We start from the raw sequence: 21,065 nt of genomic DNA, 5'->3' as shown, positions 1-21,065 counted from the left end.
AAAACCCGCTTCGGCGGGTTTTTTTATACCCATCACCACACATTCAGGCCGTGTTCATTGTACGTAGGCCGCTCCATTGTCTAAGGTGCAAGCATTGCCGATGGAGCGTGCTGGATGACTGCTGTTGATTTACCCGCTGTACCCCGTGTGTTGATTGCCGAGGCGGACCCTTGGTCACGGGATTTGCTCAAGCAAGTGCTGTTGAATGTGCGCTGCGACGCGCGGCTGGATGTGTGTGCCGATGGGCAACAGGCGGCGACGTTGCTGCGAGAGAAAGCCTACGATCTGATCCTGGCCGATTGGGAGCTGCCGGGTGTCGACGGCTTGAGCCTGTTGCGCACTGTACGCCAGAAGCGTCGCTCGCCCGGTCTGCCGTTCATTCTGCTGAGCAGTCGCAATGACAGCGCCAGCGTGCGCGAAGCCTTGCCACTGGCGCCCACGGCGTACCTGACCAAACCCCTGAACATGGAAGGCCTGACCCAGCGCCTGCAAGACCTGCTGCTCAATGAAGGCGAAACGGTGTACTGCGAGATTCCGCCGCTGGCGCCGGGCATGACCTTGCCAGTGTTCCTTGAGCGCCGCCGCGAAGCGTCCGATGGCGCACCCTTGCGAGTCGATGTGAAAGCCGCCGTGCAACACAGTCTCGGCCCCGATGGCTTGGACCTCAAGCGGCTTGAAGACCAGGTGCGCATGGACCCGCAAATCACCGCCGTGCTGATCGCCGCCGCCAACAGCGCCGGCCATCACGGTACCCCCGTGCAAACCTTGCCTGCTGCGTTGCAAAAGCTGGTGCCGGGGCAAAGCATGAACCTTATTCTTGGCCTGGCGCTCAAGCACAACGTGGTATTGGGCGACCCGGCCTTGGTGGCCTATGCGGAGCGCCATTGGCAATTGTCCCAGGACACCGCCGACTACGCTCGCCGGCTGGCACGCATGCTGGAGTTGGACCACGAACGCTGCTACAGCGCTGGTATCCTCCATCGGCTCGGTGACCTGGCGCTGTTGCGCTGCCTGGAAGATTGGCGTCAGGGCGGTGGTGCATTGGATGAGGAAGCGATTGGTGAGTCGCTCTACACCTTCGGCGCAGCCTATGGTTCGGCACTGCGCGCGCGTTGGCGTTTACCGCTGGAACTGCGCCAGTTGATCGCGGCGATTTACTCGTTGGAGGGCGGTGTGTATGCCAGGGATGCATTGGTGGTGAACCTGGCGGCGCAGATGGCGCGTTTGACTGAGCATGAAGGTTTGGAAGAGCTGGCCAGGGGCAAGACTGCGCGATTGCTCAAGGTCGGCCTGGCGGAACTGACGCGGATCCGCAAGGCCTGAAGTCCACACCGAACCCCTGTAGGAGCTGGTGTTAGCCCGCTATGACACGGTTCTTGCCCTGGCGCTTAGCCTCATACATCGCCGCATCGGCGCGGGCGAACAGGCTGTCCAGTGTCGAGTCTTTTTCGGTGAGGCTGGCCAGTCCCTGACTGATAGTCACGCTGAAAACCTGGCCTTCATAGCTGAAACTCAGTTCCTGAATTTCCCTGCCCAGCCGCTCCGCCACTTGCAAGGCCATCTCCGGCGCGCAGCCGGGCAGGACGGCTGCGAATTCTTCGCCGCCAATGCGCCCGAACAGGTCGCCACGGCGCAATACTCCGCGACCGCTCTCGGCGATACGGCGCAACACCTGATCACCTTCCAGGTGGCCATAGCTGTCGTTGACGTCCTTGAAGTCATCGATGTCCAGCAGCAGGAAAGCCAACGGCGCACCTTGGGCACAGGCCGTATCGAAGGCCTGGTTGGCGCATTCGAAGAAGTGCCGGCGGTTGCTGCTCTGGGTCAGCACGTCGGTGGTGGCCAGGCGGTGCAGCTCCAGTTCCAGTTGCTTCTTTTCAGTGATGTCTTCGGCCATGCCCACCACGATCAACGGTTCGCCGGGTTCGACCTGCTGGTTGATGTAGCACTTGTCGCTCAGCCAGCGGATCTGCCCGTCGGCGGTGATGATGCGATACTCGCGGTCCTCCACGGCACCCTGTTCCAGCACGCGGGCCAGGCTGTGCTCGGCGTAGTCGAGGTCTTCGGGGTGAATACTGTTGCGCCATTCCCGATGGTCGGCCAGCAGCAGTCCGGCGGAACGTCCGAAAACGCGTTCATAGGCCGGGCTCACGTACAGCACGCGGCGCGTTTCCCAATCCATGGCCCACAGCACGGCGTTCACGCTCACCAGCATCGAACTCAACAGTTGCTCACGCTCGCTCAACCGCTCGACTTCACCCTGGGCATGCACCAGCGCCAACAGGGTCGCGGCGGCAGCCGGACGCGGATGTTCAGCGGTGGGAGGATCGGGCAAGTATGGATTTTCGTGAACCATCGGCACAACTCTCTCTGGGCGCGCCGCAAGTTGGAACAGCGGTCACTACAAGGGGCCACCATGATGGCGAAGTGTTCATTGAGAGAGGCGAATTGCAGTGAAGTTCCGTCAACAGGACCGATTGCCGGTGTCCGAGAAATGACGCCAAAAAGCCGATGGCTGGGAGGGCAGGCCCTCCCAGCGCACTGTCAGACCGCTGCAGGACGCAGTGAATAGGTCTTCAATTGGTGGGCAAAATCCCGCAGGGACTGGATGCCGCTGGCCTCGGCCTCATGCACCCATTCCTTGATGGCCGCGAGCATATCGTGGCCATTGGAACTGGTCTTCAGCCAGATCTGCTGCAGCGCCAGGCGCTTTTCGTAGATCACTTTCAGCGCCTGGCTGTGTTCCAGCATGCTCTGGATACGCACATGGTGGCGGTCATCCAGCAAACTGGTTTCTCGCGATAGCAGGCGCTTGGCACGGTGGAATTGGTGGCGAACGGAGTGATCGACCTTTTCCAGCTCCTGCTTGACCAGGGGGGCGATCACCAACTTGCGGTACTGGGCCATGATCTGGAAACGGTTATTGAGGATCGCCATGGCAGTGTCCATGTCCAGATGGCCCTTGCCTTCCACACGGTGGGCGATGGGCGCGACGCGTTGCACCTTGGCCAGGCGCAGGAAGCTGAAGACTTTGATCCATGCCCAGCCCATGTCGAATTCCCACTTCTTCACCGACAGCTTGGCGGAGTTGGGGTAGGTGTGATGGTTGTTATGCAGCTCTTCGCCACCGACGATGATGCCCCACGGCACCAGGTTGGTCGCCGCGTCACGGCATTCGAAGTTGCGATAACCCACGGCATGCCCCAGGCCGTTGATCACGCCGGCGGCCCAGAACGGGATCCACATCATCTGGATCGCCCAGATGGTGATGCCGATGGTGCCGAACAGCAGCAGGTCGATCACACCCATGATCGCCACGCCCAGCAACGGGTAGGGCGTGTAGATTTTGCGTTCGATCCAGTCTTCCGGGCAGTTCTTGCCGTAGATGCGCAGGGTCTCGGGGTTTTCGGCCTCGGCGCGGTACAGCTCGGCACCTTTGCGCATCACGGTGGACAAGCCCTTGATGACCGGGCTGTGCGGGTCGTCGACGGTTTCGCACTTGGCGTGGTGCTTGCGGTGGATGGCGGTCCACTCGCGGGTGTTCTGCGCCGTGGTCAACCACAGCCAGAAGCGGAAAAAGTGTTTCAGGCCGGCATTGAGCTCCAGGGAGCGATGGGCTGAATAGCGATGCAGATAGACTGTGACCGCAACGATGGTCACGTGGGTCATCAACAGAGTGACCGCCACCAGTTGCCAGGCTGACAGGTCAAGAAAACCGTTGTACCACATAGGCTGTATGGCCCTCAGATAAAGAAAAGAACAGCTCACGCATTATCACTAAGCCTACAGAGAAAACCAGCCGCCCTTTCAGATAGGAGTGACTGGATGTTTCTTATTCTATAATCCGCAGCCTTTGTAGGGCGATTCTGTTTTTTGGTAAGGATTACTGACCATATGCTGTTTTCATACCGAGGTGCCCTGCGTGCTGGGCTGGTATACCTGCTGGTTTCCGTTCTGTGGATCGGCGTAACCCAGCGCGTATTGATCGAGTTTCTCGATAACCCGAGTGAGCTGACCCACTGGCTGCAGGTGCGCGGCTATGTGTGGGTGGCGCTCAGCGCCCTGGCGATTTACCTGATCTGCGCCCGGTTTGCCCGGGCCAACCAGCTGCAACAGCCCCTGAAAGAAAACCGTGAACGCCTGCGCCAGGCCGCCGCCGTGTTTGATTGCACCCGCGAAGGCGTGTTGGTCACCGACGCACAGGGGCTGATCGTGCACGTCAACCGGGCGTTCATGGAAATCACTGGCTACAGCCGCGAAGACGTCATGGGGCATCAGCCCAGCCTGTTCAAATCCGGTCGCCATTCGTCGAATTTCTATCAACAGATGTTCCAGAGCCTGGAACGCACCGGCGAATGGAGCGGTGAAATCTGGAACCGACGCAAAAGCGGTGAGATTTATCCACAGTGGCAAACCATTCGGGTGATTCACGATGACCAGGGCAAGGTCAGCCATTATGTGGCGGTGTTTTCCGACATCAGCGCCATCAAGGACTCCGAGCACGAACTGGCCCACCTCGCGCACCACGATCCGCTGACCGACTTGCCCAACCGCCTGCTATTCACCGACCGCGCCGAGCAGGCGCTGGCCTCGGCGCAGATCCACAAGCGTGGCTGCGCCTTGCTGTTGCTGGACCTGGACCACTTCAAGATCATCAACGACAGCCTGGGCCATAACGTCGGAGACCAATTGCTCAAGCTGGTGGGCGAGCGGCTCAAGGCACTGTTTGGCCCCGGCGTGACCCTGGCGCGCCTGGGTGGGGATGAGTTCGCGGTGCTGGTGGAAAGTTGTCCACAGGTGGCCCAGGCCGCGGGTCTGGCGCAGCGCATGCTGGAGGCGATGAAACAGCCCTTCATCTTTGATGGCCACCAGCTGTTTATCAGCGCCAGTATCGGGATCAGCCTGTTCCCCAACGATGCCCTGAGCGCCGAGCAGTTGCTGCGAAACGCCGACTCCGCGCTGTTCAAGGCCAAGAGCGCCGGGCGCGAAGGCTACGCCTTGTACACCGAGGAACTGACCGCCCACGCGCAGAATCGCGTGGAAGTCGCCAGCGAACTGCGCCGCGCCCTCGAACAGCAGGAACTCTGCGTCTATTACCAACCCGTGCACGACCTGCACAATAGCCGTCTGATCGGCGTCGAAGCGCTGGTGCGCTGGCAGCACCCGGAACGCGGCCTGGTGCCGCCGGGGGAATTTATCCCGATCGCCGAGCGCACCGGGCTGATTGCCGAGATTGATGCCTGGGTGATGAACCAGGCGTGTCGGCAGATGTGCCAATGGCTGGCCGAGGGGGCACCGTTGAGTTTTATCGCCATCAATGTGTCCAGCCGCCTGTTTGCGCGGCGTGAGCTGTATGAACAGGTCGCCCAGGTGCTGCATGACACGGGCCTGGATCCGGCCTTTCTCGAGCTGGAAGTCACCGAAAGCGCGGTGATGGAAGACCCGGAAGTCGCGCTGGAGCAGATGCACCGTCTCCGAGAGTTGGGGTTGCGTCTGGCGATCGATGATTTTGGCACTGGTTACTCGTCACTGCTGCGCCTCAAGCGCCTGCCGGTGCAGAAGCTCAAGATCGACCAGGGCTTTGTTGCCGGTTTGCCCTGGGACGAAGATGACGCGGCCATCGTGCGCGTGGTGATCGCCCTCGCTAAAAGCATGGGCATGCAGGTGCATGCCGAGGGGATCGAGCAGGTTGAACAGGCGCGGTTTCTGTTGGGTCAGGACTGCGATATGGGGCAGGGGTATTGGTTTGGCAGGCCGATGCCGGTCCACGAAATTGATTGGCACCGAGCCCCCCCAATCCAGACCTGAAATGCAGTCAAAAGGTGGGAGCGGGCTTGCCCGAGAATGCGGTGGATCAGTTAACACATTTTAAGCTGACACACCGCTTTCGCGGGCAAGCCCGCTCCCACAATTGGATCTTCTCTAGGCTTTATTTACGTACTTGGGCACCAAACCTGCTCGCAACCCCACGTCCCACCAGAAAATTCTTTCTGGTTATATAAACATTCTTAAATAGTATTTTTAAGAATATCCGCGCTTATCTACTATCGCCCTCACGCCGCAAGCAGTGCCGCCACTGCGAGGCACTATTCATTTCAGGAGCGAGACCATGAGCGCATCTCTACGTAGCGTCGACGGCCAGGACGAAGCAGCCATTTTGCGTGAGATCCAGAGCGCCTTGCGCGATCTGCGGTTTGGCGCGGTGGAAATCACTGTGCACAACGCTCAAGTGGTACAGATCGAACGCAAAGAAAAATTCCGTTTGCAGAACCCGGGTAACAAACCGAGCTAAGCACTGACGGCGATAGACCCGCACTTAATAAGAAAAAGCCAACACCCCAGAATTTCAGGAGCTTCTATGTCGTCGATTCGCCGTTATGCCTTGGCCGCCCTGGCCAGCGCCGTGTTTGCAGGTTCAGCCGTTGCCAAGGACTACGAGTTGCTCAACGTCTCGTACGACCCGACCCGTGAGCTGTACCAGGACTACAACGCTGAGTTCACCAACTTCTGGAAACAGTCCCACCCCGGTGACAACGTCAAGATCCAGCAATCCCACGGTGGTTCGGGCAAGCAAGGCCGCGCGGTGATCGACGGCCTGCGCGCCGACGTGGTCACCCTGGCCCTGGCCGGTGACATCGACGAAATCGCCAAGCTGGGCAAGACCCTGCCGGAAAACTGGCAGACTCGCCTGCCAGACGCCAGCACTCCGTACACCTCGACTATCGTGTTCCTGGTGCGCAAGGGCAACCCTAAAGGCATCAAGGACTGGGGCGACCTGATCAAGAAAGACGTGTCCGTGATTACCCCTAACCCGAAAACCTCCGGCGGCGCCCGCTGGAACTTCCTCGCCGCCTGGGCCTACGGCCTGAAAACCGGTGGCAGCGAAGCCAAGGCCCAGGAATACGTGAAAGAGCTGTTCAAGCACGTGCCTGTGCTGGACACCGGCGCTCGCGGTTCGACCATCACCTTCGTCAACAACGGTCAGGGTGACGTGTTGTTGGCCTGGGAAAACGAAGCCTTCTTGGCCCTGAAAGAAGACGGCGGTGCTGACAAGTTCGATATCGTCGTGCCTTCCCTGTCGATCCTCGCGGAGCCGCCAGTGGCCGTGGTCGACAAGAATGCCGAGAAAAAGGGTAACACCGAGATCGCCACCGAATACCTTAAACACCTGTACAGCCCGGCTGGCCAGGAGATTGCGGCGAAGAACTTCTACCGCCCACGCGATGCAAAAGTGGCCGCCAAATACGCCCAGCAGTTCCCGAAACTGGACCTGGTGACTATCGACAAAGACTTCGGCGGCTGGAAAACTGCCCAACCAAAATTCTTTAACGACGGTGGCGTGTTCGACCAGATTTACACCGCGCAGTAACCCATACAATCTGGCGGCGCACGCTTTGCCCTGTGGGAGCTGGCTTGCCTGCGATAGCATCACCGCGGTGTAACTGACATACCGAGGTGCTTGCATCGCAGGCAAGCCAGCTCCCACAGGACGTGTCTGTCTCCAGTGGTTTTCCCTTAACCAAGGACTCTTATGTCGCGTCGTATCTCCCCCGTCATACCCGGCTTCGGGCTGACGCTGGGCTACACCGTGGTGTACCTCAGCCTGATCGTACTCATCCCCCTCGCGGCGATGTTTGTACACGCCGCTCAACTTACCTGGGATCAGTTCTGGAACATCATCTCCGCACCGCGCGTGCTGGCGGCGTTGCAACTGAGCTTCAGCACCGCGCTGTACGCCGCGCTGATCAACGGCGTGATCGGTACGCTGCTGGCCTGGGTGCTGGTGCGCTACACCTTCCCCGGTCGCAAGATCATCGACGCGATGATCGACCTGCCGTTCGCCCTGCCCACCGCCGTTGCCGGTATCGCGTTGACCGCGCTGTACACGCCTAACGGCCTGGTCGGCCAGTTCGCCGCGGACCTGGGCTTCAAGATCGCCTACACCCCCTTGGGTATCACCCTGGCGCTGACCTTCGTCACGCTGCCGTTCGTGGTGCGCACCGTGCAGCCGGTACTGGCCGATATCCCCCGGGAAGTCGAAGAAGCCGCCGCCTGCCTGGGCGCCAAGCCGTTGCAGGTGTTCCGTCACATCCTGGTGCCCGCGTTGCTGCCTGCCTGGTTGACCGGTTTCGCCCTGGCGTTCGCGCGTGGCGTCGGTGAGTACGGCTCGGTGATCTTCATCGCCGGCAACATGCCGATGAAAACCGAGATCCTGCCGCTGCTGATCATGGTCAAGCTCGACCAATACGATTACCGCGGCGCCACGTCCATCGGCGTGTTGATGCTGGTGGTTTCCTTTGTCCTGCTGCTGCTGATCAACTTGTTGCAGCGGCGCATCGAACGTCCATAAGGAGGCGCGGAACATGTCCCAATCGTCTATTTCCGCCGCGTCCTCGGCCAACGCTGCCCGTCGTGGCAGCGCTGCATCGCGACGTATCCTGATCGGCCTTGGCTGGCTGGTGTTTGCGCTGTTCCTGCTGTTGCCGCTGTTTATCGTGGTGACCCAGGGCTTGAAGAACGGCCTCGGCGCGTTCTTCACCGCGATCCTCGAACCCGATGCGCTATCGGCGTTGAAACTCACGGTGATCGCCGTGGTGATTTCGGTGCCGCTCAACCTGGTGTTCGGCGTCAGCGCCGCCTGGTGCGTGAGCAAGTACTCGTTCCGTGGCAAAAGCATCCTGGTGACGCTCATCGATTTGCCGTTCTCGGTGTCGCCGGTGATCGCCGGCCTGGTCTATGTGCTGATGTTCGGCGCCCAGGGCTTTTTTGGGCCGTGGCTGCAGGACCATGACATCCAGATCGTGTTCGCCTTGCCCGGTATCGTGCTGGCAACCATCTTCGTCACCGTGCCCTTCGTGGCCCGTGAACTGATCCCGCTGATGCAGGAGCAGGGCACCCAGGAGGAAGAGGCCGCGCGCCTGCTCGGTGCCAACGGCTGGCAGATGTTCTGGCACGTGACCGTGCCGAACATCAAATGGGGCCTGATCTACGGCGTGGTGCTGTGTACCGCACGGGCCATGGGTGAGTTCGGCGCGGTGTCGGTGGTGTCCGGCCACATTCGCGGCGTAACCAACACCCTGCCGCTGCACGTCGAGATTCTCTACAACGAATACAACCACGTTGCCGCGTTTGCGGTGGCGAGTCTGCTGCTGATCCTGGCGCTCTTCATCCTGCTGCTCAAGCAGTGGAGCGAGAACCGTATTAACCGCCTGCGCGCCGGTGCGGCTGAGGAATAAGTCATGTCGATCGAAGTCCGTAATGTCAGCAAGAACTTCAACGCCTTCAAGGCCCTGAACAGCATCAACCTGGACATCCAGAGTGGCGAGCTGGTGGCGTTGCTTGGCCCGTCCGGCTGCGGCAAGACCACCTTGCTGCGCATCATCGCCGGCCTGGAAACCCCGGATGACGGCAGCATCGTGTTCCACGGTGAAGACGTGTCCGGCCACGACGTGCGTGATCGCAATGTCGGCTTTGTATTCCAGCACTACGCGCTGTTCCGCCACATGACCGTGTTCGACAACGTGGCGTTCGGCCTGCGCATGAAACCGAAGAACCAGCGCCCGAACGAAAGCCAGATCGCGGTCAAGGTGCATGAGCTGTTGAACATGGTGCAGCTGGATTGGTTGTCGGATCGCTACCCGGAGCAGTTGTCCGGTGGTCAGCGCCAACGTATCGCCCTGGCCCGCGCCCTGGCGGTCGAACCCAAAGTGCTGCTGCTGGACGAACCCTTCGGCGCCCTCGACGCCAAGGTGCGTAAAGAGCTGCGTCGCTGGCTGGCACGCCTGCACGAAGACATCAACCTGACGTCGGTGTTCGTGACCCACGACCAGGAAGAGGCCATGGAAGTCGCCGACCGTATCGTGGTGATGAACAAGGGCGTGATCGAGCAGATCGGTTCACCGGGTGAGGTCTACGAAAATCCGGCCAGCGATTTCGTTTATCACTTCCTGGGTGACTCGAACCGCCTGCACCTGGGTGAAGACAAACACGTGCTGTTCCGTCCCCACGAAGTGTCGCTGTCACGGCATGAGCTGGAAGACCATCACGCGGCTGAAGTGCGTGATATTCGCCCGCTGGGCGCGACCACGCGTGTGACCTTGAAGGTCGAAGGCCAGAGCGAATTGATCGAAGCCGAAGTGGTGAAAGACCACGACAGCCTGACCAACTTGGCACGCGGCGAGACGCTGTTCTTCAAACCCAAGGTCTGGCAAAAAGCCTAAGTACCCATGGAGATCAATGTGGGAGCTGGCTTGCCTGCGATAGCAACACCTCGGTATGACTATTAGACCGAGGTGATGCTATCGCGGGCAAGCCCGGCTCCCACCGTGGATCTTCATTAATCTTCAGACCGTGGCGCGTTTTCCTCTAACGGCCACCGGCCCCGAACGCTCCTCGATCTGTTGCTTGAGGTCATGGCGCAGCCCCAACAAAAACGCCAACTCCGCCACCACAAACAACGGCCCCACGATCAGCCCCGACACGTCATCCACAAACGCCGGCTTCTTGCCTTCGTAGTAATGCCCGACGAACTGAATCACCCAACCCACCACAAACATCCCAATGCCGCTGCTGAGCCACACCAACGTGCTCTGCGCCGCCAGCACATGCCCGGCCCATACCGACAAGCCCATCAGCAGCGTCATCAACACACCCAGCGCCAGTTCCAGGCGTAGGTAAAACCACGCCGACAGCAGTGCGACGATCACCGCTGGTGAAATCCACACCCCACCGATCGCCCATTCCGGGCGCGACAGCAGCACGGCCACCGCAACCACAATCAGTGGAATGCCGATAAAGTGGCTGGCGATATTGCGCGGGTCGCGGTGGTAGGCAGCGTATTGACTGAGGTGGTCGACGAGGCTTTTCATTGTTATTCCTCCTGTAGGATGTTTAATCATCTCCCGTCAGCCGGCGACTGACTGTCAACTGGGCGACAATCTCTGGAGTTCTCATGATTGCGGCAACATGGCATGCCCGATTGGCCACCGGCCAGTGGTTCAGCCACCTGCCTGTACCGCTACAGGATAGTTTGCTGGCGGCGGCTCGGCTGCGTCAGCTGACGGCGGGGCAGTACCTGTTCAGGCGCGGTGATCCGCCCTGTGGGGTGTATGCGGTATTGGAGGGGGCGGTGCGGGTCAGCGCGGTCAATGCGCAGGGCAAGGAAGCTATTCTGAGCCTGGTTGAAACGCCTTACTGGTTCGGCGAGATCTGCCTGTTCGACGGTTTGCCGCGTACCCACGACGCCTTGTCGGTTGGGCCGTGCACGCTGTTGCAGGTACCGCAATCGGCGATGCTCGAGATTCTTGACCAAAGCCCGGCGTATTGGCGCGACATGGCGTTGTTGATGAGCCAGAAGTTGCGCCTGTCGCTGATCAATATCGAACAGATGAGCCTGATGCCGGCGTCGACACGTATTGCTCACCGGCTGCTGATGATTGCCGGCGGGTACGGCGAGATAGAGCATTCCCGTCGCGTCCTGCAACTGCCCCAGGAAGATCTGGCCGCGATGCTGAGCCTGTCGCGCCAGACCACCAACAGTTTGCTCAAGGCGTTAGAGCAGCAGGAGATCATCAAGCTGAGTTACGGCGCGATTGAAGTGCTCGACCTGCCGCGCTTGCGGCAGGCCGCGGGGGCTGGCTAGGAACCGCGATACGTCGAAAAGCCGTAAGGGCTAAGCAGCAGCGGGATGTGGTAGTGCTGGTCGGCCTGCTTGACCTCGAATATCACCGGGACTTCCGGGAAAAACGTCTCGCGATTGGCTTTCTTGTAGTAGTCACCGGTCTTGAACACCACGCGATACTCGCCCGGCTTCATGGCTTGGTTGGCCGGGAACAGTTCGGCGATGCGCCCCTGCTGGTTGGTAACACCTTCGGACAGCGACTGCCAGTGATCGCCTACGTGTTGCTCCAGGGTGACGCTGACACCGGCAGACGGCAGACCGTTTTCCAGGTTCAGCACATGCACGCTCAGCGGGTTGCCGGCCGCCAGGGCCAGGCTGCTCAGGCCGCTCAGGCTGAGGGCGGCGAGGGTCATAGTCAGGTTTTTCATCGAGGTTTCCTCAAGGGGTGATTGTCAGGCCAAGTTGATTGGCCGCCTTTGCCGCGCACGCGTCGTCCTGCTCGGCACCGCCGGCACCGGCAATGCCAAGCGCGCCTACCAGTTCAGTGTCGGCGAACAGCGGCACGCCGCCCCCGAGCAACAGCAATTCGGACAAGCTGTTAAGGTTGGCGGCCTCGGGGTTGTTGCGCGCACGCTCGGCAAACAACCGAGTGGGGGTTTTAGTCGACAACGCCGTGTACGCTTTGCGTTGGCTGGCGATGCTGTTGTGCGGACCTACGCCGTCGGCCCGCAGGCTCAGCAATGGATTGCCGCCCCGGTCGAGTACGGTAAGTGCCGCCGTGCACTGCGCCAGGCTGGCGTCTGCCAGTTGGCGTGCGGTGTGCAAATCCAGGTCGGCGTGGCGCGGCAGCGGTGGTGCTGCCAGGACGCTGGCGCTGATAGCGAAGCTCAAGAACAAGGCATTGCGGTACATGGAAACGGCTCCAGAAAGCAGGCCGCTACCTTACCCAGCGGTCTCGGTCAAAAGCCGAACAATTCGATTACAGGTTTGTAATGAACCAAGAGGTAGGCATGCAGGTGTTGTTAGTGGAAGACCAGCCGAAATTGGCGCGACTCATGGCCCTGGGCTTGAGTGAGGCCGGCTTCGCAGTGGAAGTCGCAGCCAATGGCATGGCAGCTCAGCGGTTTGTGGAAAGCACTGACTATGACTTGGTGATCCTGGATGTCATGTTGCCGGGTTTGAATGCCTGGAAGTTGCAGCAGGCGATTCGCAAGAAGGGCGAGACGCCAGTGTTGTTCTTGACGACCCCGGAAGGGATCGAGGACCGTCTGCGCGGGTTGGAACTGCATGAGGATGATTACTTGCTCAAGCCGTTTGAAGCCAAGGCCTTGGTGGCGCGGGTGAAGAAGTTGTTGCGGCGTGACCGTGGGCGCTGATTGATCCGGCATTTTCAATACCTGGACCACCGCCATCGCAGGCAAGCCAGCTCCCACATTTGGAATGCATCCCCCTGTGGGAGCCGGGTTTGCCCGCGATGGGGCCATCACGAACACCGCAAATCCACCTACCGCAAGCCATCCCTGAACTGCCCCGGCGTCATCCCCGTCCAGCGTTTGAACGCACGGTTGAAACTGCTGGTATCAGCAAACCCCAGCAAATGACTGATTTCCGCCAATGAGCATTGCGGATCACGCAAATGCAGCAACGCCAGGTTCTCCCGACACTCGTTGAGCAGCGCATCAAACCGGCAGCCCTCATCCGCCAGATGCCGCTGCAAACTGCGCAAGCTCAGGTGTAACGCTTGCGCAATTCGCTCGGCGCTCGGCTCGCCATCCGGCAATTGCGCTTCGATGGCCGCGCGTACTTTGCGCTCCCAGGTCAGCGGTTGCAGTTGGGCGAGGGTGCGCTTGAGCACGGTTTCATTGTGCTCGGCCAGTTCGGGGTTGGCGTCGTCCAGGTGGCTGTCGAAATCCTGCGCGGCGAACTCCAGGCGGTCTTCCTCAGCGCCGAAAAACACCGGCGCGCGAAACACCGTGTGCCATGGCTTGGGATCGGCCGGTTCCGGCCTTCGCAGGTACACCGCCAGCGGCGCGTATTCGCGCCCCAGGCGATTGCGACAAGTGCGCACATAGATCGCCGCAAACGCATCGATGGCCTCGAACGCTGGCGCTGGGTTTCCCGGTAGTTGCAGCAAGCGGAACCGATAGCGTTCGCCGTCGCCGCTCAGCTCCAGGCTCAAGGCATCGCTGACCACCTGGTGATACCGCACGATGCGCTCGAACACTTCCCGCAAGCTGCCACTGGCCACCAGCGCATACCCCAACGCATGAAACGTGGTGGGGCTGACGAACCGCGACACCCGCAGCCCAATCGCTGGATCGCCGCTGGCCTGCACTGCCAGTTCCCACAAGCGCGTGGTGGCCGACAGCGGGTAGCGTGCGTTGGGATCGTCCATCCGCTGCGGGTCGAGCCCGGCTTGCTGGCACAACGCGGCGCTGTCGAGGCCCAGGGCGTCGAGCTGCTTGCGCAGGGCGCGCGTCCAACTGGCGAGGGAGGTGGGTTCGGTCATGGCGATTGGCGCTTGCGGTCAACAGGTTGGCGTCCGGGGCTAGCATCCTGATTGATCGCTTGGGGCAGGATGTGAGCATCAATAAACAAGAGGATGGAAGCATGGACGGTACTTCTGCAAGTCCCCAGCAGATGAACGCGCAACAGCGCTCGGCGCTTATCCGTGAAGTCGTGCTGGCCGAAGGCGTGCGCCTGCGCCAGCAACACCCTTGGCTGCTGCATCAGGACGCGCTGGGCGCGGGCATTCTGGCGTTTGCGCTGCTCGGCATGCTGGGCTCGGCGGCGCTCTATCTCACGGGCCATATGGCCTGGTGGGTGTGCCTGCTGCTTAACGCGTTCCTGGCTTCACTGACCCACGAGTTGGAACACGACCTGATCCACAGCATGTATTTTCGCAAGCAGCGCCTGCCCCACAACCTGATGATGGGCCTGGTGTGGCTGGCGCGGCCGAGCACGATCAACCCGTGGGTGCGCCGGCACCTGCATCTCAACCATCACAAGGTCTCCGGCACCGAGACCGATATGGAAGAGCGCGCGATCACTAACGGCGAGCCCTGGGGTTTTGCGCGGTTGCTGATGGTCGGCGATAACGTCATGTCGGCGTTTATCCGCATCCTGCGGGCCAAGACCTGGAAGCACAAACTGACGATCCTCAAGCGCTCGCTGCTGGTGTATGCACCGCTGGCGCTGCTGCATTGGGGCGCGTGGTACGTGTTCCTTGGCTTTCATGCCGCCAATGGCATTGCCAGTCTGCTCGGTGCGCCCATCGAGTGGTCAGCCGGCACCCTGCAGATGATGCAGGTGATTGATATCGCCGCCGTGGTGATCATCGGCCCGAATGTGCTGCGCACCTTTTGCCTGCACTTCGTCAGCTCCAACATGCACTACTACGGCGATGTGGAACTGGGCAATGTGATCCAGCAGACCCAGGTGTTGAACCCGTGGTGGATGTGGCCTCTGCAGGCGTTCTGCTTCAATTTCGGCAGCACCCACGGCATCCACCATTTTGTGGTGAAGGAACCGTTTTACATCCGCCAGATGACCGCCAAGGTGGCGCACAAAGTGATGGCTGAGATGGGCGTGCGCTTCAATGATTTCGGGACGTTTGCGCGGGCCAATCGGCTGGGTTTTCCACCGCCAGCAGGGTTTCGATCAACGCCTTCGCCGCAGGCGACAAGCGCACCCCAGCGCGGCTGATCACCCCGCAACGGTTGCTGAGGCTGTCCAACGCATGTGGCAGATTACGCCAATGCAGCACCCGTAATTGACCACTGGCGAATGCCTCGACGAAAGCCTCTTCGGCGCCCAGGCCGATGGCATCGGATTGCTTCACGATGGTGGCCAATGCGGCCAATTGCTCAAGCTCGATGGCAGGCGCAAAGTCGACGCGCCCGCTGAGGTTGGCCAGCAGCTTGCGAATGCCGGGCGCGATCAGGGGGGTGGCCAGCGGGTAGCTGAACAGGTCGTTGGTGGACAGGCTGTCCTTGGCCAGTAGCGGGTGCCCGGCGCGGCAGAAAAACACGCTGCGCCGAGGCGTCAGGGCCTGGGTCTGAAAGTTCGGGTCAGCCTCGAAGTGACGCACATCGGCGATAAAGAATTCGATCTCTTCACGGTTCAGGCTGCGTCCGAGTTTTTCCCAGTTATCCACCTGCAACGCAGTGCGCACCTTGGGGTAGGTGGAGACAAAGCGCGCCATCGTCTGGGGCACCAGGTTCACGGCGGCCACCGCGTCGCTGCCGAAGCGCACTTCGCCGGCGTCGAGCTTGGTCATGCGCGTGACTTCATGGCTCAACAATGCCGCGCCTTGCACCAGGCTCAATGCGTGTTGCAGCACCACCTGGCCTTCGGGGGTGGGACGCAGGTCTTTGTTCGCGCGGTCCACCAGCACACAGCCGAATTCCTGTTCCAGGCCCTGGATGCTGCGGCTGAATGCTGGTTGCGTGATGCCCATGGCGTCCGCCGCGCGCACGAAACTGCGGTGCTCGTTGAGCGCGATGAAGTAGCGCAGTTGGCGAAGATCCATAGTGTGCCCGGCATCCTGTAGGGGAACCGGGATTTTAAGGGTGATGCTTATTCCGTCAATGAAGCATGTTTGTTTTATCTAGATCTTAAACGCATATCTATAGAGCCGGCGCCGTGCGATAGGTGGCGGGGCTGAACACCCGTGTCACCACCAGCATCGCCACCGCTGTCACCGTCAGCACTACCCAGGCGCTGACAAAACTGCCGGTGAGTTCACGCAGCCAACCGGTCAGCCACGGCGAAATCGCATTGATCAAAAAGCCCACGCCCTGCACGAACGCCGCCAGTTGCCCGGCCTGGCGCGGGTCGCGGTGGTGGTCGAGGGTCAGCAGCAGGCTCAGGGCGAAACACGCGCCCAGGCCGAAGCCGCACAGCGCTACCCACAGGTGGGGAAACTGCAACGGCGCGATCAATAGGCCGAGGTAGCCAATGGTCTGGGCCAGCAGGCTGATCCACAGCAATGGCCGGCGGTCGACTCCGCGTTGTGCCAGCACCGGCATCAACAGCGCGGCGATGACCTGAAAGATCGTCATGAAGGCCAGCAACGAACCACTGGGCAGCACGCCCCAACCCAGTTGCTGATAGTAAGCCGGCAGCCACGCCACCATGCTCATGTAGCCGCAATTGACCAGGCCGAAGTACAGCGCCAGCAGCCAGGCGCGGCGATTGCGCAGGCCCTGGAAGGCAGGCGCTACCTGGAGGTTTTTGGCTGCGCCCAGCGGCAACCAGGCCCACAGCAGCAACGCCGCCAACGCCGGCAACAGCCACACGCCGAGCCCGGCCTGCCATTGCTGGAAGTGGCTGGCCGCCACCGGGCTGAGCAGCGCCGCCAGGCCGCCGCCGGCCATCAACGACGCGGAATACACGCCCATCGCCACCGGCACGCGGTGATGGAATTCACGCTTGATCATCGCCGGCACCAACGCCTGGATCAGCGCCACGCCGGCACCGCCAAGCAATGCCGTCACCAGCAATGTCGACCCCTGGCCCATCAGCCAGCGGGCCAGGCACGCCAACAGGATCATCACCAGGCCCAGGGCGATGCCGCGTCGCTCACCCAGTTGCGCTTCCACGCGCACGCCTACCAGCGCCACCAGGCCCATGCACACCACCGGCAAACTGGTGAGCAGGGCGCTGCTCTGGAAACTGAGGCCGGTGGCCTGGCGGATCTCGCCGAGCAGCGGGCTGATGGAGCTGAGGATGGGGCGCAGGTTCAAACCCAGGACCACCAGCAGGCCCCAGCCAGCGAGGGACTTATTCTGGGGCATGCAGGGTTTTCCATTCGCGATACAGGGCTGTCATGGCGGCGTCGGGCAGGTGCTGGATCGGCAAGCGCTGTTCGCTCACCGGCAAGCCCACTTGTTGCCCGATCGCCGCCGTCGACAAGCCAAACGGCTCGGCCATGGCATTGCTGGCGGCAAACACCACTCGCTCCACACCGCACAGGTACATGGCGCTCAGGCACATGGGGCAGGGCTGGCCGCTGGCATAGATCACACAGCCGTCCAGGCGCGCGCCGAGCTGCTGGCTTGCTGCGCGGATCGCCAGCAGTTCGGCGTGGGCGGTGGGGTCTTGGGTCAAGTGGATTTCATTCACGGCCTCCACCAGCACTTCGCCGTTGCGCGTCAACACCGCGCCAAAGGGCCGGCCACCGCTGGCGACGTTGGCCTGGGCCAGTCGGATGGCGCGTTGCAGGTGCGGGTGATCGTCGGTCATGGGAACCCCTCTGAGCAGGATGGAGGGTGAAGTATGGGCAGCCGCCGAGGTATTCTGAAATTAAATATAACCATGCCAACCAGTGGCAAATGGAATGGTGAGCGTCATGTTCGATCCTGTGTTGTTGCGCAGTTTTGTCGCCGTGGTGGATTGCGGCAATTTCACCCGTGCCGCCGAGCGCCTGCACCTGACCCAGTCCACCGTCAGCCAGCAGATCCGTCGCCTTGAAGACGCGGTAGCGTGCCAGTTGCTGGACCGCGATCAGCGCCGGGTGGTGGCGACCGCTGAGGGCGAGCGCCTGCTGGCCTATGCGCGACGCATCCTCGCGCTGCATGAAGAAGCCGCCGATGTGTTGATCAACCAGCAAAGCGACGGTGTGCTGCGCCTCGGCGTGCCGGAGGACTTTGCCGCCGAGCGCCTGATGCCGCTGCTTTCGTCGTTTGTGCAGGCCTATCCCCGGGTGCGCCTGGAAGTCACCAGCGGCCTTGGCCCCGAGTTGCAGCGCCAGTACCGCAGCGGTGAGTTCGACATATTGTTGGTCAAGCAGATGGGCGACAGCGATGACTGCGTGGCCTCGTGGCCGGAGCCGTTGTGCTGGGTCGACAGCCGCAGCACGCCGTCGTTGGGGCGCGACCCATTGCCGTTGGTGGCATTTCCGGTGGGCGGCCTGTATCGCAATGAAATGCTGCAACACCTGGAAGTGGGCGGCTGGCGCTGGCGCATTGGTTACTCCAGCGCGAGCCTGGCCAGTGTGTGTTCCGCGGTGGCGGCGGGGCTGGGTGTCAGTTTGTTGCCCCGTCGAGTCGTGCAGGATGGGCATGTCGTGCTGGGTCCGGACAGCGGTTTGCCGAAGGTCCAAGGCGTGCGGTTGGCGTTGTACGGCCGCACTGGCTTGGGCGCGGCGGGGCAGAGCCTGCAACGGCAATTGCTCGATTTGTGCGCAAACAGCCCTGCTTGACCCATGCCTTTACTGAATATTTTTAATGCCTGAAAGGCATTCAAAAGTGGTGCCTCGGCGCCAGGCCACGCAGGACGTGGGTTTGCCATTTCAGGATGCTTCATTTATTCAATTTGGATCTATGTATAACTTTAAAGATTACTTTAAGAGATAAGCGTCTGGCCCCGATGATTCAGCCCTCGACGGCCTCCCATGCAGGCCTGTCGGTTTTTTTGTTTCAAAACCGTAGGGAGTGAATCAATGGGCAATGTCCAGACCGCCGCCAGTGCACACGAGGCGCAATGGCGCCAGGCACCGAGCGGTGAGTTGGTCGACCTTGGCCGGCCGCACCGCGCGCCGTTGGGGCAGCTGCGAACGCAGAAAACTCCAAAGCGTTTCTCTAGCCGTCGCGAAGGGCTCCTGCTCGGTCTGCTGGTGCTGGCCCTGCACGGAGCGGTGATTTACTGGGTGAGCCAGAAGCCGACGCCGGTGCTGCCGATTGTGCCGCCGGAAATCCCACCGATGACCATCGAATTTTCGCAGCCGGCGCCGCCGGTGGTGGAACCGCCGCCGCCTGTGCCGCCGCCACCGCCACCTGTGGTCGAGCCACCGCCGCCGGTCGTGGATGAGTTGGCCGCCAAGCCAGCCCCACCCAAACCGATTCCAAAGCCCAAGCCGAAGCCGGTTCCAAAGCCTGAGCCCAAGCCCGCACCGAAGCCGGTCGAGCAGCCGCCTGCGCCACCCACGCCGGCACCACCGGCCCCCGCGCCCGTTGCTCCGCCAGCGCCGGCGCCGGTAACGCCTGCTTCGGCCAACGCCGCGTACCTGAAGAACCCGGCGCCGGAGTACCCGTCACTGGCCCAGCGTCGCGGTTGGGAAGGCACGGTGTTGTTGCGGGTGCATGTCCTGGCCAGTGGCAAGCCGGGCGAAATCCAGGTCCAGAAAAGCAGCGGTCGCCAGCAACTCGACGACGCCGCGTTGTCAGCGGTGAAGCGTTGGAGCTTCGTACCGGCCAAGCAGGGCGATGTGGCCCAGGACGGCTGGGTCAGCGTACCGATCGATTTCAAGATTCACTAACTATTCGGCTGCGGTGTGTTGAACACGCCGCGACCTGCACAGAGGGAAAACATCATGGCATTAGCATCTCCACTTGAATCCATCGAAAGCGCGGTGATCTGGCTGCTGGTGGTCTTTTCGGTCGCCACCTGGGGCCTGGCCCTGCTCAAGGGCGTGCAGTTCGGTCGCCTCAAGGCGCAGGATCGCAAGTTCCACAAACAGTTCTGGGCGGCGTCGAGTCTCGACTCGGCCGCCGAACTGGCCGAAACCCAGCCGGGCGCCGCTGCCCGCGTGGCCCAGGCCGGTTATGCCGCGATCCAGGTGGGCGAAACCCCGCACGCGGCGGACCTGAGCCAGGCGATCAACCACCAGGACCGCCTCGAACGCGCCCTGCGTCAGCAGATCGTGCGTGAGCGCCGCTCCCTGGAAACCGGCCTGGCCGTGGTTGCCAGTATCGGCAGCACCTCGCCGTTCATCGGTCTGTTCGGCACCGTGTGGGGCATCATGGAAGCCCTCAAGGGCATCAGCGCCGCCGGTTCCGCCAGCCTTGAAACCGTGGCCGGCCCGATTGGCGCGGCATTGGTCGCCACCGGTGTGGGTATCGCCGTCGCGGTGCCTGCGGTGCTGGTCTACAACTATTTCCTGCGTCGCCTGAAGCTGACGGCTGCGGACCTGGACGACTTTGCCCACGACTTCTACAGCCTGGCGCAGAAAAATTCCTTCCGTGTGCTGCTGCACCCGACCCTGAACAAAACCACTGCCAGTAACCCGCAAAAAGTGAAGGAGGCGTCCTGAGATGGCCTTTTCCACGCAAGACAGCGATGAGGTACTGAGCGAGATCAACGTCACGCCGCTGGTGGACGTGATGCTGGTGCTGCTGGTGGTGTTTATCGTCACCGCGCCGCTTTTGACCAACGCGATCCCGATCAACCTGCCCAAGACTGAGGCGGTCGCGCCGGTGGAGCAGAAAGACCCGCTGGTGGTGAGCATCGACGGTGCCGGCAAACTGTTTATCAACAAGGACGAAATCCAGCCGGACCTGTTGGAGTTCAACCTGCAGGCGGCCAAGGCCAAGGACCCCGATGTGCGGGTGCAACTGCAGGCTGACGATGGCGTGAACTACGGCGAAGTGGCGCGAGCCATGGCGTCTATCGAACGCGCGGGCATTACCAAGCTGTCGGTGATTACCGCTCGTTAAGTTACACA

At 61.4% G+C, this 21,065-nt stretch carries 23 protein-coding genes; 14 read left to right on the top strand and 9 right to left on the bottom strand.

Annotation, left to right across the window (positions count from 1 at the left end):
• Nucleotides 1-114: 114 nt before the first annotated feature.
• Nucleotides 115-1,323, top strand: a complete 1,209-nt coding sequence (locus EJ576_RS06025) for an HDOD domain-containing protein (RefSeq protein WP_126569790.1) — start codon at nt 115-117, stop codon at nt 1,321-1,323.
• Nucleotides 1,324-1,354: 31 nt separating this feature from the next.
• On the opposite strand, the gene EJ576_RS06020 is transcribed toward EJ576_RS06025, so the two are convergent.
• Both EJ576_RS06020 and desA read right to left on the bottom strand, forming a co-directional pair.
• Nucleotides 1,355-2,356, bottom strand: coding sequence for a sensor domain-containing diguanylate cyclase (locus EJ576_RS06020; RefSeq protein ID WP_126569788.1), 1,002 nt, complete (start codon nt 2,354-2,356; stop codon nt 1,355-1,357).
• A 188-nt stretch (nt 2,357-2,544) separates the two neighbouring features.
• Nucleotides 2,545-3,729, bottom strand: coding sequence for a delta-9 fatty acid desaturase DesA (gene desA, locus EJ576_RS06015; protein ID WP_028615253.1), 1,185 nt, complete (start codon nt 3,727-3,729; stop codon nt 2,545-2,547).
• 165 nt (nt 3,730-3,894) lie between these two features.
• Between desA and dibA the strand changes: the two genes are divergently transcribed.
• From dibA to EJ576_RS05980, 6 genes are all read left to right on the top strand, one after another.
• Nucleotides 3,895-5,808 (top strand): phosphodiesterase DibA, encoded by a 1,914-nt coding sequence (dibA, locus tag EJ576_RS06010; RefSeq protein WP_123475387.1) that lies wholly within the window; start codon nt 3,895-3,897, stop codon nt 5,806-5,808.
• Between the two features lie 301 nt (nt 5,809-6,109).
• Nucleotides 6,110-6,292 (top strand): sulfur starvation response protein OscA, encoded by a 183-nt coding sequence (gene oscA, locus EJ576_RS06005; RefSeq protein ID WP_003170956.1) that lies wholly within the window; start codon nt 6,110-6,112, stop codon nt 6,290-6,292.
• Between the two features lie 66 nt (nt 6,293-6,358).
• Entirely contained in the window at nt 6,359-7,369 is a 1,011-nt protein-coding gene (locus EJ576_RS06000; RefSeq protein WP_028615255.1) for a sulfate ABC transporter substrate-binding protein, read from the top strand.
• Nucleotides 7,370-7,531: 162 nt separating this feature from the next.
• The gene (gene cysT / locus EJ576_RS05990) at nt 7,532-8,350 is read left to right on the top strand and encodes a sulfate ABC transporter permease subunit CysT (protein ID WP_010214167.1); all 819 of its coding nucleotides are present in this window, start codon (nt 7,532-7,534) and stop codon (nt 8,348-8,350) included.
• Nucleotides 8,351-8,363: 13 nt separating this feature from the next.
• Entirely contained in the window at nt 8,364-9,236 is an 873-nt protein-coding gene (cysW, locus tag EJ576_RS05985) for a sulfate ABC transporter permease subunit CysW (protein ID WP_010214166.1), read from the top strand.
• A 3-nt stretch (nt 9,237-9,239) separates the two neighbouring features.
• Complete coding sequence (locus EJ576_RS05980; protein WP_122730257.1) at nt 9,240-10,220, top strand: sulfate/molybdate ABC transporter ATP-binding protein; 981 nt, start codon at nt 9,240-9,242, stop codon at nt 10,218-10,220.
• A gap of 123 nt (nt 10,221-10,343) precedes the next feature.
• Here EJ576_RS05980 and EJ576_RS05975 read toward each other — a convergent pair whose 3' ends face one another.
• Entirely contained in the window at nt 10,344-10,868 is a 525-nt protein-coding gene (locus EJ576_RS05975; protein ID WP_122730259.1) for a DUF962 domain-containing protein, read from the bottom strand.
• An 83-nt stretch (nt 10,869-10,951) separates the two neighbouring features.
• On the opposite strand from EJ576_RS05975, the gene EJ576_RS05970 reads away from it, so the two are divergent.
• On the top strand, nt 10,952-11,641 hold the full coding sequence (locus EJ576_RS05970) for a Crp/Fnr family transcriptional regulator (protein ID WP_071489768.1): 690 nt from the start codon (nt 10,952-10,954) through the stop codon (nt 11,639-11,641).
• Here EJ576_RS05970 and uraH read toward each other — a convergent pair.
• Together uraH and EJ576_RS05960 are read right to left on the bottom strand one after the other, a co-directional pair.
• The gene (gene uraH / locus EJ576_RS05965) at nt 11,638-12,048 is read right to left on the bottom strand and encodes a hydroxyisourate hydrolase (protein WP_126569786.1); all 411 of its coding nucleotides are present in this window, start codon (nt 12,046-12,048) and stop codon (nt 11,638-11,640) included. The two genes, EJ576_RS05970 and uraH, sit on opposite strands and share 4 nt — an antisense overlap.
• A gap of 10 nt (nt 12,049-12,058) precedes the next feature.
• Entirely contained in the window at nt 12,059-12,532 is a 474-nt protein-coding gene (locus tag EJ576_RS05960; RefSeq protein ID WP_126569784.1) for a heme-binding protein, read from the bottom strand.
• Between the two features lie 98 nt (nt 12,533-12,630).
• Between EJ576_RS05960 and EJ576_RS05955 the strand changes: the two genes are divergently transcribed.
• Complete coding sequence (locus tag EJ576_RS05955; RefSeq protein ID WP_126569783.1) at nt 12,631-12,996, top strand: response regulator; 366 nt, start codon at nt 12,631-12,633, stop codon at nt 12,994-12,996.
• A 128-nt stretch (nt 12,997-13,124) separates the two neighbouring features.
• Here EJ576_RS05955 and EJ576_RS05950 read toward each other — a convergent pair whose 3' ends face one another.
• Entirely contained in the window at nt 13,125-14,129 is a 1,005-nt protein-coding gene (locus EJ576_RS05950; protein ID WP_126569781.1) for an AraC family transcriptional regulator, read from the bottom strand.
• Nucleotides 14,130-14,230: 101 nt separating this feature from the next.
• Here EJ576_RS05950 and EJ576_RS05945 point away from each other — a divergent pair, with 101 nt between their 5' ends.
• Entirely contained in the window at nt 14,231-15,325 is a 1,095-nt protein-coding gene (locus tag EJ576_RS05945; RefSeq protein ID WP_126569779.1) for a fatty acid desaturase, read from the top strand.
• On the opposite strand, the gene EJ576_RS05940 is transcribed toward EJ576_RS05945, so the two are convergent.
• From EJ576_RS05940 to EJ576_RS05930, 3 genes are all read right to left on the bottom strand, one after another.
• Nucleotides 15,216-16,151 (bottom strand): LysR family transcriptional regulator, encoded by a 936-nt coding sequence (locus EJ576_RS05940; RefSeq protein WP_123475373.1) that lies wholly within the window; start codon nt 16,149-16,151, stop codon nt 15,216-15,218. The genes EJ576_RS05945 and EJ576_RS05940 overlap by 110 nt on opposite strands.
• A gap of 97 nt (nt 16,152-16,248) precedes the next feature.
• Nucleotides 16,249-17,418, bottom strand: coding sequence for a CynX/NimT family MFS transporter (locus tag EJ576_RS05935; RefSeq protein ID WP_078046349.1), 1,170 nt, complete (start codon nt 17,416-17,418; stop codon nt 16,249-16,251).
• Complete coding sequence (locus tag EJ576_RS05930) at nt 17,405-17,866, bottom strand: nucleoside deaminase (RefSeq protein WP_126569777.1); 462 nt, start codon at nt 17,864-17,866, stop codon at nt 17,405-17,407. The genes EJ576_RS05935 and EJ576_RS05930 overlap by 14 nt, the downstream gene beginning before the upstream one ends.
• A 106-nt stretch (nt 17,867-17,972) precedes the next feature.
• On the opposite strand from EJ576_RS05930, the gene EJ576_RS05925 reads away from it, so the two are divergent.
• From EJ576_RS05925 to EJ576_RS05910, 4 genes are all read left to right on the top strand, one after another.
• On the top strand, nt 17,973-18,824 hold the full coding sequence (locus tag EJ576_RS05925; RefSeq protein ID WP_126569776.1) for a LysR family transcriptional regulator: 852 nt from the start codon (nt 17,973-17,975) through the stop codon (nt 18,822-18,824).
• A 240-nt stretch (nt 18,825-19,064) separates the two neighbouring features.
• The gene (locus EJ576_RS05920; protein ID WP_126569774.1) at nt 19,065-19,880 is read left to right on the top strand and encodes an energy transducer TonB; all 816 of its coding nucleotides are present in this window, start codon (nt 19,065-19,067) and stop codon (nt 19,878-19,880) included.
• A gap of 51 nt (nt 19,881-19,931) precedes the next feature.
• The gene (locus EJ576_RS05915) at nt 19,932-20,654 is read left to right on the top strand and encodes a MotA/TolQ/ExbB proton channel family protein (RefSeq protein WP_099491561.1); all 723 of its coding nucleotides are present in this window, start codon (nt 19,932-19,934) and stop codon (nt 20,652-20,654) included.
• A gap of 1 nt (nt 20,655) precedes the next feature.
• A complete protein-coding gene (locus EJ576_RS05910) occupies nt 20,656-21,057 on the top strand; it encodes a biopolymer transporter ExbD (protein ID WP_010565408.1) in 402 nt (133 codons plus the stop codon).
• Nucleotides 21,058-21,065: the final 8 nt, after the last annotated feature.

The organism is Pseudomonas sp. C 49-2 (assembly GCF_003970195.1).
In the GTDB taxonomy this organism is placed as follows: Bacteria; Pseudomonadota; Gammaproteobacteria; order Pseudomonadales; family Pseudomonadaceae; genus Aquipseudomonas; species Aquipseudomonas canadensis.
This window is presented reverse-complemented; position numbering and strand designations above follow the sequence as displayed.

Bases quoted from the DNA above. Each gene is read 5' to 3' on its own strand.
- EJ576_RS06025 (WP_126569790.1), top strand. From the start codon at position 115: ATGACTGCTGTTGATTTACCCGCTGTACCCCGTGTGTTGATTGCCGAG.
- EJ576_RS05955 (WP_126569783.1), top strand. From the start codon at position 12,631: ATGCAGGTGTTGTTAGTGGAAGACCAGCCGAAATTGGCGCGACTCATG.
- EJ576_RS05930 (WP_126569777.1), bottom strand. From the start codon at position 17,866: ATGACCGACGATCACCCGCACCTGCAACGCGCCATCCGACTGGCCCAG.
- EJ576_RS05910 (WP_010565408.1), top strand. From the start codon at position 20,656: ATGGCCTTTTCCACGCAAGACAGCGATGAGGTACTGAGCGAGATCAAC.
- EJ576_RS05970 (WP_071489768.1), top strand. From the start codon at position 10,952: ATGATTGCGGCAACATGGCATGCCCGATTGGCCACCGGCCAGTGGTTC.
- cysT (WP_010214167.1), top strand. From the start codon at position 7,532: ATGTCGCGTCGTATCTCCCCCGTCATACCCGGCTTCGGGCTGACGCTG.
- EJ576_RS05940 (WP_123475373.1), bottom strand. From the start codon at position 16,151: ATGGATCTTCGCCAACTGCGCTACTTCATCGCGCTCAACGAGCACCGC.
- EJ576_RS05980 (WP_122730257.1), top strand. From the start codon at position 9,240: ATGTCGATCGAAGTCCGTAATGTCAGCAAGAACTTCAACGCCTTCAAG.
- uraH (WP_126569786.1), bottom strand. From the start codon at position 12,048: ATGAAAAACCTGACTATGACCCTCGCCGCCCTCAGCCTGAGCGGCCTG.
- EJ576_RS05945 (WP_126569779.1), top strand. From the start codon at position 14,231: ATGGACGGTACTTCTGCAAGTCCCCAGCAGATGAACGCGCAACAGCGC.
- dibA (WP_123475387.1), top strand. From the start codon at position 3,895: ATGCTGTTTTCATACCGAGGTGCCCTGCGTGCTGGGCTGGTATACCTG.
- cysW (WP_010214166.1), top strand. From the start codon at position 8,364: ATGTCCCAATCGTCTATTTCCGCCGCGTCCTCGGCCAACGCTGCCCGT.
- EJ576_RS05960 (WP_126569784.1), bottom strand. From the start codon at position 12,532: ATGTACCGCAATGCCTTGTTCTTGAGCTTCGCTATCAGCGCCAGCGTC.
- EJ576_RS05975 (WP_122730259.1), bottom strand. From the start codon at position 10,868: ATGAAAAGCCTCGTCGACCACCTCAGTCAATACGCTGCCTACCACCGC.
- EJ576_RS06000 (WP_028615255.1), top strand. From the start codon at position 6,359: ATGTCGTCGATTCGCCGTTATGCCTTGGCCGCCCTGGCCAGCGCCGTG.
- EJ576_RS05935 (WP_078046349.1), bottom strand. From the start codon at position 17,418: ATGCCCCAGAATAAGTCCCTCGCTGGCTGGGGCCTGCTGGTGGTCCTG.
- EJ576_RS05950 (WP_126569781.1), bottom strand. From the start codon at position 14,129: ATGACCGAACCCACCTCCCTCGCCAGTTGGACGCGCGCCCTGCGCAAG.
- EJ576_RS05920 (WP_126569774.1), top strand. From the start codon at position 19,065: ATGGGCAATGTCCAGACCGCCGCCAGTGCACACGAGGCGCAATGGCGC.
- oscA (WP_003170956.1), top strand. From the start codon at position 6,110: ATGAGCGCATCTCTACGTAGCGTCGACGGCCAGGACGAAGCAGCCATT.
- EJ576_RS06020 (WP_126569788.1), bottom strand. From the start codon at position 2,356: ATGGTTCACGAAAATCCATACTTGCCCGATCCTCCCACCGCTGAACAT.
- desA (WP_028615253.1), bottom strand. From the start codon at position 3,729: ATGTGGTACAACGGTTTTCTTGACCTGTCAGCCTGGCAACTGGTGGCG.
- EJ576_RS05925 (WP_126569776.1), top strand. From the start codon at position 17,973: ATGTTCGATCCTGTGTTGTTGCGCAGTTTTGTCGCCGTGGTGGATTGC.